This is a genomic window from Agromyces sp. NPDC058104, from assembly GCF_042884835.1.
In the GTDB taxonomy this organism is placed as follows: domain Bacteria; phylum Actinomycetota; class Actinomycetes; order Actinomycetales; family Microbacteriaceae; genus Agromyces.
In genome coordinates, this window is record NZ_JBHVTD010000002.1 from 731,345 (window position 1) to 743,682 (window position 12,338).

A 12,338-nucleotide genomic window follows, 5' to 3' on the forward strand; every position below is an offset into this window, starting at 1 on the left:
ACGGTTTTTGCGAACGTCGCCAGAATTGCGGCGTGCCGGTGGATGCCTCCGGCCTGATCCCGAGGGAGTGGTCAGCGCGTGAATTCCGACATCCGAACGGCCGAGCCGGGCGAGGCGACCGAGCCCGCTGCCGCTCCCGCCGCCGACGTCGCACCCGAGTCCGGCGCGCGGGGCCCGCTCCGGGGCATCCGCGTCGTCGAGTTCGCGGGGCTCGGTCCCGCCCCCTTCGCCGCCATGCTGCTCGCCGACCTCGGCGCGGACGTCGTGCGCATCGACCGCCCGTCGCCGGGCGAGGGGACGCCCGCGATCGATCCGTTCGACACCACGCTGCGTTCGCGCACGATCGTCGCCGCCGACCTCAAGGACGAGGGCGCGTGCGACCGGGTGCGCGCCCTCGTCGACGGTGCCGACGTGCTCGTCGAGGGGTTCCGCCCGGGCGTCATGGAGCGGCTCGGGCTCGGTCCCGATGAGCTCACCGCCCGCAACCCGCGCCTCGTCTACGGGCGCATGACGGGCTGGGGTCAGGAGGGGCCGTGGGCCGGGCGCGTCGGGCACGACCTCAACTACCTCTCGATCACCGGCATGCTGCACGCCATCGGCCAGGCCGATCGGCCGTCGGTGCCGCTCAACCTCGTCGCCGACTACGGCGGCGGCGCGATGTTCCTCGTCGCGGGCGTGCTCGCCGCGCTCGTCGAACGCGGGGTCTCGGGGCGCGGTCAGGTCGTCGACGCCGCGATGGTCGACGGCGTCGGACAGCTCGGGCACGTGCACCGGGCGATGCTCGGCGCGGGGGCCTGGCGCGACGAGCGCTCCGCCAACCTCATCGACGGCGGCGCGCCGTTCTACGACGTCTACGCCTGCGCCGACGGGGGCCACGTCGCGGTCGCCGCCCTCGAGCCGGCGTTCTACGCGGCGCTCGTCGACGGGCTCGGCGACGCGCTCGATCCGGCCGCCGCGAGACTCGACGAGCGCGAGCGGCAGGATCGCGCGAACTGGCCCGTGCTGCGTTCGGCCCTCACCGCCGCCTTCGCGGGCCGGAGCCGCGACGAGTGGGCCGCGCACTTCGACGGGACCGACGCCTGCGTCACGCCGGTGCTCGATCTCGGCGAGGCCGCGCGACATCCGCACCTCGTCGAACGCGGCTGGACCGGATCGTGGGGCGGGCACGAGGCGCCGGCGCCCGCGCCTCGCCTCGACCGCTCGGGTGCCGCGACGCCCGCGTTCCCGCCGCGCCTCGCGGGCTCCCTCGACGAGGCGATCGCGCGGTGGCATGGCCTGGCGGCGCGCCGCCCCGACGAGAGGACCGCCCGATGACGCTGCGCCACGACCCCGACGGGCGCGACGTCGTCGCGACCGACGCCGAGGCATCCGTGCTCGCCGTACCGCCGCTGCTCGTGCTCGATCGCGTCGCCAGCTATCTCGACGAGCAGCGACTCGGCGAGGGGTCCATCGCCTGGTCGCGCGTGGGCGAGGGGCAGTCGAACGCGACCTTCCTGCTGCGCCGCGGCGAGACCGAGCTGGTGCTGCGGCGCGGGCCGCGTCCTCCGCTGCCGAGGTCGGCGCACGACATGCTGCGCGAGGCGCGCGTGCAGCGGATGCTCCGCGACGCGGAGTTCCCGGTGCCGCGCATCCTCGCGGTGTGCGACGACGAGCGACTGCTCGGGGTGCCCTTCTACGTCATGGAGTACCTCCGGGGTGACGTGATCACCGAGACGCTGCCGGCGCGGTTCGACGAGCCGGCGTCGCGCCGGGCCCTCGCCGAGGCGGCGATCGAAGCGCTCGCGAGACTGCACGCGATCGACGTCGCGACCGGGCCGCTCGCCGAGCTCGGCCGCCCCGACGGCTATCTCGAGCGGCAGCTGGCCCGCTTCGGCGGGCTGTGGGAGCAGGTGTCGCGCCGACGTCTCCCCGAGGTCGACGGCGTGGCCCGGCTGCTCGCCGAGCGGGTGCCGCCGACCCCGCGCGCGGCCGTCGTACACGGCGACTTCCGGCTCGGCAACCTCATGTTCGGCCCCGGCGCCCGGCCTGCGGTGTCGGCGGTGCTCGACTGGGAGATGGCGACGCTCGGCGACCCGCTCGCCGACGTGGGCTACTTCACCGCCACCTGGAGCGAGCCGGGATCGCCCGGCACCACCATGGAGCTCTCGCCCGTGACCCGCCTCGACGGGTTCCCCGACCGCGCCGGCCTTGCGGCGCGGTACGCCGAGCTGACCGGCGCCGACCTCGACGCGATCCGCTGGTACCAGTCGCTCGCGCTCTGGAAGTCGGCGGTGTTCAGCGAGGCGATCTACACCCGCTGGCTCGCCGGCGAGCGGCCCGACGACACCGACTTCGCGCCCCGCCTCGAGCACGGCGTGCCCCAGTTGCTCGCCCTCGCCGAGGAGCTCGCGACGGCCGGCCGAGGGGCGTCCCTTGTGGCGGATCGCACCAGACCCTAGAGTGAACCCGCATTCACTTCAGGCTCCAGTTCATTCACTGAGGAAGGGACGGCCATGACGCTCATCGCCGACGACCACACGGATTCGCAACTCGTCTCGACCGACCCCCGCGACGGGTCGCCGGTCGGCAGTTGGCCCATCGACGGCCCGGCGCAGGTCGACGCCGCGATCGCCGATGCGCGGGGCGCCGCCGAGTGGTGGCGCGCCCAGGGCTTCGCCGGCCGCCGCAAGCACCTGCAGGCGTGGAAGACCGAGATCGCCGAGGGCGCGCGCGAGCTCGCCGCGGTCATCTCGCAGGAGACCGGCAAGCCCGAGGGCGACGCGCTCCTCGAGGTCGTGCTCACGCTCACCCACCTCGATTGGGCCTCGAAGCACGCCGGCAAGGTGCTCAAGCGCCGCAAGGTCGCGTCGGGGCTCGCGAGCTACAACCAGTCGGCCAGCGTCGGCTACGAGCCCTACGGCGTGGTCGGCGTCATCGGCCCGTGGAACTACCCCTTCTACACGCCCATGGGCTCGATCTCGTACGCGCTCGCCGCGGGCAACGCCATCGTCTTCAAGCCGAGCGAGCTCGCACCGGCGACTGCCAAGTGGATCGAGGCGGCCTGGAACCGCGCGGTGCCCGGCCACGCCGTCTTCGGCGTCGTCGTCGGCGACGGCGCGACGACCGGCGCCGCGCTCGTCGCCGCGGGCGTCGACAAGGTCGCGTTCACCGGATCGGCCGCGACGGCCAAGCGGGTGATGGCCGCCGCTGCCGAGCGGCTCACCCCCGTCGTGATCGAGGGCGGCGGCAAGGACGCGATGATCGTCGCGGCCGACGCCGACCTCGACGCCGCGGCCGGGTTCGCCGTGTTCGGCGGCATGGGCAACGCCGGCCAGACCTGCGCCGGCGTCGAGCGCGTCTACGTCGAGGAGGGGGTCGCCGAGGCCTTCGTCGTGAAGCTCGCCGCGGCGGTCGGGAAGCTGCACCCCGGGCCCGAGGCATCCGACAGCTACGGACCGATGACGCTCGCGCGCCAGTCCGAGATCGTGGCCCGGCACGTCGGCGAGGCGCTCGATCGCGGCGCGGTCGCCGTCGTCGGCGGACGCGAGTCGATCGCGGGCGGCTACGTGCAGCCGATCGTGCTGCGCGACGTCCCCGAGGACTGCGCCGTCGTCACCGAGGAGACCTTCGGGCCGGTGCTCGTCGTGAACGCGGTGCGCGACCTCGACGAGGCGGTCGCCCGCGCGAACGCCACCGACTACGGCCTCGGCGCCTCGATCTTCACGAAGGACCTGCGCAAGGGACGCGCGCTCGCCGAGCGGCTCCGCACCGGCGCGGTGACGGTCAACTCGGTGCTCGGCTTCGCCGGAATCCCCGGGCTGCCGTTCGGCGGCCGCGGCGAATCGGGCTTCGGGCGCATCCACGGCGCCGACGGCCTGCGCGAGTTCAGCGTGGTGAAGTCGGTCGCGGTGCAGACCATGAAGCCGATGCTCGACCTGCTCACCATGGAGCGCTCCGCGAAGGACATGCACCTCGCCGAGCGCATGCTGCGCATGATGCACGGGCGGCGCGGCAAGCGCTGAGCCGCTGAGCCGCGGCCGGCACGGCCGGCGCGGCCGCGCGGTCAGGAGCTCGGGGCCGGCTCGTAGGTCGGGCCGACCCCGAGCGCCGAGCGCACGAGGGCCGACACCACCGCGCGATTCGAGTCCGACGGCGCGAAGTGCAGCAGCCGCCCGATGTCGACGACCACGTTGAGCCCCGCGTGCACGCGGAACCGCGCCTCGGCGGCCGAGAGCTCGGGGCGCACCGCCCGCAGCAGTGCCGTCCACTCGTCGACGTGGTTGCGCTGCAGCGTGCGCAGCCGCTCCTGTTCGGCGAGCGGCAGTGCTCCGGCGTCGGAGAAGTACACGCTCATGAGGTCGTGGTTCGTGAAGCTGTGGGCGACGTACGCGTCGACGAGCCGGTCGAGCCCGATCGCGGGGGAGTCGGAGCGCCCGAGGGCGTCGGCGGTGGTGGCGACGAGGCGCTCGCTCGCTCGCAGGCACGCCTCGAGCAGCAGGTCGGACTTGCTCGCGAAGTGCCGGTAGAAGCCCGAGGTCGTGAGGCCGACGGCGGCGCTCAGGTCTTCGATACCGGTGTCGTGATAGCCGCGACGGTGGAAGAGCACGAGCGCCTCGCGGATGATGAGCTCGCGCTTGGACGTGCTCGGCAGCCCGGCCGGGTCGGCCGCGGGGGCGTCGACGCGCGCGGGCAGCGCGGTGTCGGCGACGTCGTGCGAGGTGGTCAGCAGCAGCTCGGCGAGCGGTCGCCGGGGAAGGCTCGTGTGGTGGGCGGTGATGCTCGCCACGACGCTGAGCACCCCGGCGGCGAGCAGCATGCCGTCGTCGTGCGACACGGGCCGCCCCGCTGCGCGGCGCATCGGCTCGAGCGCCCGCGCGACCCGGGCGGTGAGCTCGACGAAGTCGCCGCGGATGCGGGAACGGTCGTCGGGCTCGAGGTAGCGCCCCTCCCAGCGGTACAGGCCGCCGGTGCGGCGGTTCTCGATGGTCACCGCCGTGACCGCCGCGACGATCTCGTCGAAGCGGGCGCGCGCCTCGTCGAGCTCGTCGGTCGCGTCGGCCGCCGGGCCGCGGTCGTCGAGATCGGATGCCCCGCCGCCGACGGATGCCGCGTCGAGGCCCTCGGTCGCGTCGAGGAGCCCGTGCGCGAGGCGTTCGGCCGCGTCGACGAAGAGGGCGTACTTGTTGGGGAAGTGCCGGTAGAGCGCGGGCGCCGAGATGCCCACGGCCGCGGCGACCTCGCCCATGCTCACCTGGTGGTAGCCGCGCTCGGAGAACGCCTCGGCGGCCGCCATCGCGATCTTCTGCCGCCGGTCCTTCGGCCTGGTGCGGCCGGGCACGGTGGTCGCTTCGATCGCACTCATCGCCTCAGGCTAGCGCAGGCGATCCGAGATAGGTGAATCGCGATTAACAAAAAGCGTGACATCCTGCGCCGTGCGTTGCATACTGGCTTCACCTCGCCCGCCGACCCGACCGGCGGACGTACAGCGACGTACGAAAGGGACCCCCGACATGAGCACCGCCGCCCAGAGCATCCCGCCGGCCGTCCGCCGCAACCACTGGATGGCGCAGGTCGCGACCCACGCGGCCAACCGGCCCGAGGCGACCGCCTTCAAGTACCTCGGCCGCACGACGAGCTGGCGCGAGGTGCACGAGCGCGTCACGCACCTCGCGGCCGCACTCCGCCGCCGCGGCGTCGCCGAAGGCGACCGGGTGCTGCTGCTCACCCTCAACAGCCCCGAGGTCGTCGAGGCGGTCTTCGCCGTCAACACCCTCGGCGCGATCGCCGTGCCGATCAACGTGCGACTGACGCCGCCCGAGATCGCCTACATCGTCGACGACGCCGACGCCTCGGTCATCATCGTCGACGCGCCGCTCGCGCCGCTCGTCGGCGTCGTCTCGGGCCTCACGCAGCGCCTCACCCGCGTGCTCGTGCTCGGCGAGTCCGGTGACGGCCAGGAGTCGGTGCCCGAGCTCATCGCCGAGCCGCTCGACGGCTTCGAGGCGCCCGACGTCGCCGAGGACGCGACGGCGCTCATCATGTACACCTCGGGCACGACGGGGCGCCCGAAGGGGGCGATGCTCGACCACCTCAACCTCGCCGCGCAGGCGCTCACCTGCATCCGCGCGAACGCCCTGGTCGACGAGAGCGACATCTCGTTCATGACCGCGCCGCTCTTCCACATCGCCGGGCTCGGCTCGATCGCGCCGAACTTCATCGTCGGCATCCCGACCGTCATCCACCCGCTCGGCGCGTTCGACCCTGCCGCGATCGTCGACGCCTGGGAGGCCGAGCGGGCGACCATCGTGTTCAACGTCCCCCAGCAGTGGCAGGCGATCTGCGCGCTGCCCGGCATCCGCGAACGCGACCTCGCCCTCCGCATCATCAGCTGGGGCGCCGCCCCCGCCTCCGACACGCTGCTGCGCCAGATGGAGGAGTGCTTCCCGAACGCGATGAACGTGGCCGTCTTCGGACAGACCGAGATGTCGCCGATCACCTGCGTGCTGCGCGGGCCCGACTCGTTGCGCAAGCTCGGCTCGGTGGGCCGGCCGATCCCCACGATCCAGTCCCGCGTCGTCGACGACGAGATGAACGACGTGGCGATCGGCGAGGTCGGCGAGATCGTCTACCGCGGCCCGACGATGATGAAGGGGTACTGGCGCAAGCCCGTCGAGACCGCCGAGGCCTTCGAGGGCGGCTGGTTCCACTCGGGCGACCTCGTGCGGCAGGACGACGAGGGCTTCGTCTGGGTCGTCGACCGCAAGAAGGACATGATCATCTCGGGCGGTGAGAACGTGTACTGCGCCGAGGTCGAGAACGTGCTGGCCGCACACCCCGAGATCCTCGACGTCGCCGTGTACGGTCGCGCCGACGAGCGCTGGGGCGAGGTGCCGGTCGCCGCGCTCGTGGTCGCGCCGGGCGCGCAGGTCACCGCGGAGAGCCTGGCCGGGTTCCTCGCCGACCGGCTGGCCCGGTTCAAGCAGCCCAAGCACGTCGTCGTGCTCGAGGTGCTGCCGCGCAACGCGGGCGGCAAGGTGAACAAGGTCGCGCTGCGGGCGGCCGATCGCGAACTCACCCCGGCGTGACGACGGTGGCGGTGGCGGCGCTCGTGCGCGAGGCGGGCGGCGGGCCCGCGCTCGCCGAGGTGTCGCTCGCGGCGCCGGGCGAGCACGAGATCGTCGTGCGCGTGAGGGCCTCGGGCGTCTGCCCGACCGACCTGTTCGGCATCGACGGCGGGGCGGGCGACCGGTTCCCCGCGGTGTTCGGGCACGAGGGCGCCGGGGTCGTCGAGGCCGTCGGCCGTTCGGTCACCGCCTTCGCGCCCGGCGACCATGTCGCGCTCGGATTCGCCTCGTGCGGCGACTGCGACGCCTGCCGCGACGGCCACCCCGCCTACTGCGACCGCTTCGCCGCGCTCAACTACGCGGCCCGGCCGGGGGCGGCCGGTGCCGCCGGCGAGCCGGTGACGACCGGGTGGATGGGCCAGTCCGCCTGGGCCACGCACGTCGTCGTCGACGAGGGCAGCGCGGTCGCGATCGGCGAGGACGTCCCGTGGCCGGTCGCCGCGACGCTCGGCTGCGGCGTGCTCACGGGAGCAGGAGCGGTGTTCAACGTGCTGCGCCCCGGCCCCGACGACGGACTCCTCGTGATCGGGGCGGGAACGACGGGGCTCGCCGCCGTCATGGCCGCGGCGCACCGCGGCGTCGCACGCATCGTCGTGAGCGACCCGCTCGCCGAGCGCCGCGCGCTCGCGCTCGAGCTCGGGGCGAGCGCGGCCCTCGCGCCCGGCGACCTCGCTGCGGCGCTCGCCGGCGCCCCGCCGTTCACGCACGCGCTCGACACCGTCGGGTCCGAGCCGGCGATCGACGCCGCGCTGACGGCGCTCGCGCCGCGCGGCGTCGTCGCGACGGTCGCCCTGAAGCCGGGGTCCAACCGCATCGCGGTCTCGCAGACCCGGCTGCTCTGGGGCCGCACGCTCACCGGGGTGATCGAGGGCGACGCCGAGGTCGCCCGCGACGTGCCGATGCTCGCGGCGCTGTGGCGGGCGGGGCGGTTGCCCGTCGAGCGGCTCATCACCCTCTACGCCTTCGACGACGTCGAGACGGCGGTCGCCGACGCCCGCGACGGACGCGTCATCAAGCCGGTGCTCGAGATGCCCGGCGGCATGGGGTCCGCGGCCGTCGACTCCGAGACGACGCGTTCCGAGAGGTTCGGCTCCGCGCCGGTCGGCTCTGCGATCGACGACCGCGACGGCGCCCGCGAACCCGCCCGGTCGGCGACGCGGTCCCGGACGGGCGAACTGCTCGCCGACCTCCTCGCGGGCCGGGTCGCCGCCGACGACCTGCCCCGGATCTGGCGCTCCCTGCCCGCCGTCGACCCGGCCGAGCTGCGCGGCCTCTGGCGGGGCAGCGGTCTGAGCGACGATCACGCCGCCCACCGCATGCTCGTGCGCAGCCGCTGGTACGGAAAGCTCTTCCGTTCCGCCGACGACGTGGCGCCGATCGTGTGCGAGACCGACGACGGCGCGCTCGTCGTCGATGCGGCGCTCGCGCGCGGCGGGGCGAGTCTCTCGCGAGCGGAGCACGACGGGCTGTCGACGGCCGCGATGGGCTACGACGGCCAGCCGATCGTAGATCTGTTCGTGCGGATCGGCCCCGGAGCCGTGCTCGGGGTGATGACCGGCCGCCACGCGCTCGACGACGGGCGCGCCTACTACTTCGTGCTCGAGCGGGTCGCCGACCGCGAGGTGCGTGCCGAGGCCCGCGAACCGTAGCGTCGCGTGCGCGATGGTGACGGTCGCCCCGCGCGACCGCGCCGCGAGCCCGCGCTCGGCTCACGCGCGGGGCGACGGCCCTCGCGGCCTCACGCCCCCCGGAGTCCGCCCTGGGCCCGGTGCACCGCGATCGACGGCACGGCGGCGTTGCGGGAGAGGCGGGTGAGCGAGACCGCGAGCTCGGCGAGGTCGGCCGCCCGGATCATGTCGGCCGGGGCGATCTCGTCGTGCTTCCACGCCGCCATGTCGGTGTCGACGTAGCCCGGGCAGAGGGCGGTGGCGCTGACGCCGGTCGCCGCCTCTTCCAGGCAGATCGACTCGCAGAGCGAGACCACGGCGGCCTTCGTCGCACTGTAGGCCGCGAGATCCGGCTCGGCCATGAGCCCGGCGAGCGAGGCGAGCGCGATCACCCGGGTGCCGCGGGGTTCGTCGACCGCCGTGCGCCTGAGCAGGGGGAGCGCGGCCGCGACCATCGCGAAGGTGCCGCGCAGGTTCAGCGCGTAGTGCTTGTCGACGCGGCGCAGCGGCGTCTCGGCGATCGGGCTCGCGAAGCCCATGCCCGCGTTGAGCACGAGTGCGTCGAGTCTGCCCCAGGCCGCTTCGTGGCGCGCGACGAGCCGTTCGATCGCCTCGGGGTCGGCGGCGTCGGCCTCCACGGCGACGACGTGCGCGCCGCTCGCCTCGAGCGCGCCGGCTGCCGCGTCGAGCGTCTGGCGCGAGCGCGCGGCGATCGTGAGCGAGAAGCCCTCGGCGGCGAGCCGTTCGGCGATCGCGAGCCCGATGCCGCGCGAGCCGCCGGTCACGAGCGCGGCTCGCTGCGGGCCGCCCGGTGCGGCGGACGGCGGCACGGCGGCGGCTTCGGCGTGGTCAGCGGGCGAGGTCATGGCGGAGTCCCTTCCGGTGGAGGCGCGCGGCGCGCTTCGCGATCGACCAGCGATGCGTCTCGCTGGATCCGTCGTAGATGCGGAACGGGCGCACCTCGCGCCAGTACCGCGCGAGCAGCAGCTCCTCGGAGACGCCCTGGCCGCCGGCGAGCTGCATGCTCCGGTCGACGATGCGTCCCACCGCCTCCGCGACGAAGGTCTTCGCGATCGAGGATGCCGCGCCCGGGTCGGCGGCGCCGAGGTCGGCGCCGGTGCCGGGGGCGACCGCGGCGGGCGACTCCGCGGCATCCAGCACGCGCGCCGTCTCGCGCACGAGCGCCCGGGCCGCCGCGAGGTCGATCTCGTTGTCGGCGAGGTGCTGCTGGGCCAGGCCGAGGTCGGCGATCGGCGAGCCGAAGGCACGGCGGTCGACGACGTGCGCGAGTGCGAGGTCGTGGGCGCGGGCCGCGAGGCCGAGCCAGCGCATGCAGTGCGTGAGGCGTGCCGGGGCGAGGCGCACCTGCGCGGCCTCGAAGCCCCGATCGACCTCGCCGAGCACGGCCGAGTCGGGCACGAGGCATCCGTCGAATCGCACGACGCTGTGGCCGCCGTAGAGGCCCGCGTCGAGCGTGCGCACGTCGCGCACGACGGTCATGCCCGGCGTGCCGCCTGCGACGAGGAACATGGTCGCGCCCCCCGCGTCGCCGGGCTCGCCCGAGGTGCGCGCGAGGCAGATGACGAGCCCCGCCCCGCGGGCCCCCGTGATGAACCACTTCTCGCCGGTGATGCGCCAGCCGCCGGCGACGCGCTCGGCGCGCGTCGCGAGCGCTCTCGGGTCGCTGCCCGCGCCGGGCGGCGGCTCGGTCATGGCGAAGGCCGAGTGGAGGTCGCCGGCGGCGAGCGGGCGGAGCCAGCGTTCGCGCTGCTCGTCGGAGGCCGCCTCGAGGAGGAGGTGCATGTTGCCCTCGTCGGGGGCGGCGATGTTGAGGGCGATCGGGCCGAAGAGCGAGTACCCCGCGGCTTCGAAGACCGCGGCGCGCTCGAGGTGCCCGAGCCCGCGGCCGCCCCAGGCGAGTGGCAGTTGCGGCACGAGCAGGCCCGCCGCGCGCGCGGCCGCCTGCAGCTCGCGGCGGAGCGCGCGCTCGCCGGGGTCGATGGCGCCGCGGCGCTCGCCGTCGCCGGTGCCTCCGCCGCCCGCGCGGCCCGACCCGTCGTGGGCCCGGTGCAGCACGCCGTGCTCGGCGAGCTCGACGGGGATGACCTCGTCGCGCACGAAGTCGCGCACGCGGCGCACGAGCGCCTCGGTGGTCGGTTCGGTCTCGTGCACTCGCATCCTCGCGTCGGCTCGGCGGTCGAGGCCGCGGCGACCTCGTCTTCGCATCGGGATTCGAAAACCCCGTGACCCGATTCTGCGAGAGCCCGGGCGGAAGGGCAAGGCGTGCGACGAAGATTTTCTAATCCAATATAGAAAATGCTCGGCGTTCGTCGTAGAGTCGTCGCAGGCCGGGGCGTCGACCCCGATGATCGAGGGAGATCGAGCACATGCCCCAGACGACGCTCGCCGCGGCGGACCGGGTCCGCACCGTCTACGACGAGGAGCACGAGCAGTTCCGCGCGCTCGTGAGGGAGTTCGTCGACACCCACGCGGCACCCCACGCCGATCGATGGGAGGCCGAGGGCCGGGTCGACCGCGAACTCTTCACGAGGGCCGCCGAGGCGGGACTGCTCGGCTTCACCATCCCCGAGGAGTACGGCGGGGGCGGCACCGACGACTTCCGCTTCAACGCGGTCATGGGCGAGGAGCTCGCCCGCAACCCCGTGACGAGCGGGATGGCGGGCATCGCCCTGTCGAACGACATCGTGATCCCGTACTTCCTCGAGCTCACGAACGACGAGCAGAGGGCGCGCTGGCTGCCCGGCATCGCGGCGGGCGAGCTCGTCACGGCCGTGGCGATGACCGAGCCGGGCACCGGCAGCGACCTCGCCGGCATCCGCACCTCCGCGGTGCGCGACGGCGACGACTACGTCGTCAACGGCACGAAGATCTTCATCTCGAACGGGCAGAACGCCGACCTCGTCGTCACCGCCGTCCGCACGAGCGACGACCCGCACCAGGGGCTGAGCCTCCTCGTGATCCCGACCGAGCTGCCGGGCTTCTCGCGAGGCCGCAACCTCGAGAAGATCGGGCTGCACGCGCAGGACACCTCCGAGCTCGTCTTCGTCGACGTGCGGGTGCCCGTCGCGAACCTGCTCGGCGCCGAGGGGCAGGGCTTCCTCGGCCTGATGCGCAACCTGCCGCAGGAGCGGCTCTCGATCGCGGCCGCCGCCGTCGCCTCGAGCGAGGGCGTCGTCGAGCGCACGCTCGCCTACGTGAAGGAGCGCCGGGCGTTCGGCACCTCGATCGGCTCGTTCCAGAACACCCGCTTCGAGCTCGCCGAGATGCACACGGCCGTGCAGGTGAGCCGGGCGTACATCGACCAGTGCATCGTGCGCCACGCGAACGGCGAGCTCTCGGCCGAGGATGCCGCAGCGGCGAAGTTCTGGACGACCGAGCAGTACGTGCAGGTCGTGGGCCGCTGCCTGCAGCTGCACGGCGGGTACGGCTACATGCGCGAGTACCGCATCGCGCGCGACTACGAGGACGCGCGCATCACGACCATTTACGGCGGCACGACCGAGATCATGAAGCAGATCGTCGGCCGAGGCCTGGGACTCTGAGGGGG

General features: G+C 74.0%; 9 protein-coding genes. 6 read left to right on the plus strand and 3 right to left on the minus strand.

From position 1 onward, the window contains the following. The first annotated feature begins 78 nt into the window (after nucleotides 1–78). The 3 genes from ACFVTH_RS11335 to ACFVTH_RS11345 are packed head-to-tail and all read left to right on the plus strand — an operon-like array spanning nucleotide 79 to nucleotide 4,001. Entirely contained in the window at nucleotides 79–1,314 is a 1,236-nt protein-coding gene (locus tag ACFVTH_RS11335) for a CaiB/BaiF CoA transferase family protein (RefSeq protein ID WP_387090596.1), read from the plus strand. Next, nucleotides 1,311–2,438: a phosphotransferase family protein gene (locus ACFVTH_RS11340; protein ID WP_387090599.1), complete on the plus strand. Its 1,128-nt coding sequence runs from the start codon at nucleotides 1,311–1,313 to the stop codon at nucleotides 2,436–2,438. The genes ACFVTH_RS11335 and ACFVTH_RS11340 overlap by 4 nt, the downstream gene beginning before the upstream one ends. A gap of 54 nt (nucleotides 2,439–2,492) precedes the next feature. Then, nucleotides 2,493–4,001 (plus strand): aldehyde dehydrogenase family protein, encoded by a 1,509-nt coding sequence (locus ACFVTH_RS11345; RefSeq protein ID WP_387090602.1) that lies wholly within the window; start codon nucleotides 2,493–2,495, stop codon nucleotides 3,999–4,001. Between the two features lie 41 nt (nucleotides 4,002–4,042). Here the strand turns inward: ACFVTH_RS11345 and ACFVTH_RS11350 are convergent, their stop codons facing one another. Continuing rightward, complete coding sequence (locus ACFVTH_RS11350; RefSeq protein ID WP_387090604.1) at nucleotides 4,043–5,341, minus strand: TetR/AcrR family transcriptional regulator; 1,299 nt, start codon at nucleotides 5,339–5,341, stop codon at nucleotides 4,043–4,045. Nucleotides 5,342–5,489: 148 nt separating this feature from the next. On the opposite strand from ACFVTH_RS11350, the gene ACFVTH_RS11355 reads away from it, so the two are divergent. Together ACFVTH_RS11355 and ACFVTH_RS11360 are read left to right on the plus strand one after the other, a co-directional pair. Beyond that, nucleotides 5,490–7,064, plus strand: a complete 1,575-nt coding sequence (locus tag ACFVTH_RS11355; protein WP_387090607.1) for a long-chain-fatty-acid--CoA ligase — start codon at nucleotides 5,490–5,492, stop codon at nucleotides 7,062–7,064. Then, nucleotides 7,061–8,752, plus strand: a complete 1,692-nt coding sequence (locus tag ACFVTH_RS11360; protein ID WP_387090609.1) for an alcohol dehydrogenase catalytic domain-containing protein — start codon at nucleotides 7,061–7,063, stop codon at nucleotides 8,750–8,752. The genes ACFVTH_RS11355 and ACFVTH_RS11360 overlap by 4 nt, the downstream gene beginning before the upstream one ends. Nucleotides 8,753–8,841: 89 nt before the next feature. On the opposite strand, the gene ACFVTH_RS11365 is transcribed toward ACFVTH_RS11360, so the two are convergent. Next, nucleotides 8,842–9,636: an SDR family NAD(P)-dependent oxidoreductase gene (locus ACFVTH_RS11365; RefSeq protein ID WP_387090612.1), complete on the minus strand. Its 795-nt coding sequence runs from the start codon at nucleotides 9,634–9,636 to the stop codon at nucleotides 8,842–8,844. Continuing rightward, nucleotides 9,620–10,942 (minus strand): acyl-CoA dehydrogenase family protein, encoded by a 1,323-nt coding sequence (locus ACFVTH_RS11370; protein WP_387090615.1) that lies wholly within the window; start codon nucleotides 10,940–10,942, stop codon nucleotides 9,620–9,622. The genes ACFVTH_RS11365 and ACFVTH_RS11370 overlap by 17 nt, the downstream gene beginning before the upstream one ends. A 215-nt stretch (nucleotides 10,943–11,157) precedes the next feature. Between ACFVTH_RS11370 and ACFVTH_RS11375 the strand changes: the two genes are divergently transcribed. Beyond that, nucleotides 11,158–12,333 (plus strand): acyl-CoA dehydrogenase family protein, encoded by a 1,176-nt coding sequence (locus ACFVTH_RS11375; protein WP_387090618.1) that lies wholly within the window; start codon nucleotides 11,158–11,160, stop codon nucleotides 12,331–12,333. Nucleotides 12,334–12,338: the final 5 nt, after the last annotated feature.

Bases quoted from the DNA above. Each gene is read 5' to 3' on its own strand.
- ACFVTH_RS11350 (WP_387090604.1), bottom strand. From the start codon at position 5,341: ATGAGTGCGATCGAAGCGACCACCGTGCCCGGCCGCACCAGGCCGAAG.
- ACFVTH_RS11345 (WP_387090602.1), top strand. From the start codon at position 2,493: ATGACGCTCATCGCCGACGACCACACGGATTCGCAACTCGTCTCGACC.
- ACFVTH_RS11375 (WP_387090618.1), top strand. From the start codon at position 11,158: ATGCCCCAGACGACGCTCGCCGCGGCGGACCGGGTCCGCACCGTCTAC.
- ACFVTH_RS11340 (WP_387090599.1), top strand. From the start codon at position 1,311: ATGACGCTGCGCCACGACCCCGACGGGCGCGACGTCGTCGCGACCGAC.
- ACFVTH_RS11355 (WP_387090607.1), top strand. From the start codon at position 5,490: ATGAGCACCGCCGCCCAGAGCATCCCGCCGGCCGTCCGCCGCAACCAC.
- ACFVTH_RS11365 (WP_387090612.1), bottom strand. From the start codon at position 9,636: ATGACCTCGCCCGCTGACCACGCCGAAGCCGCCGCCGTGCCGCCGTCC.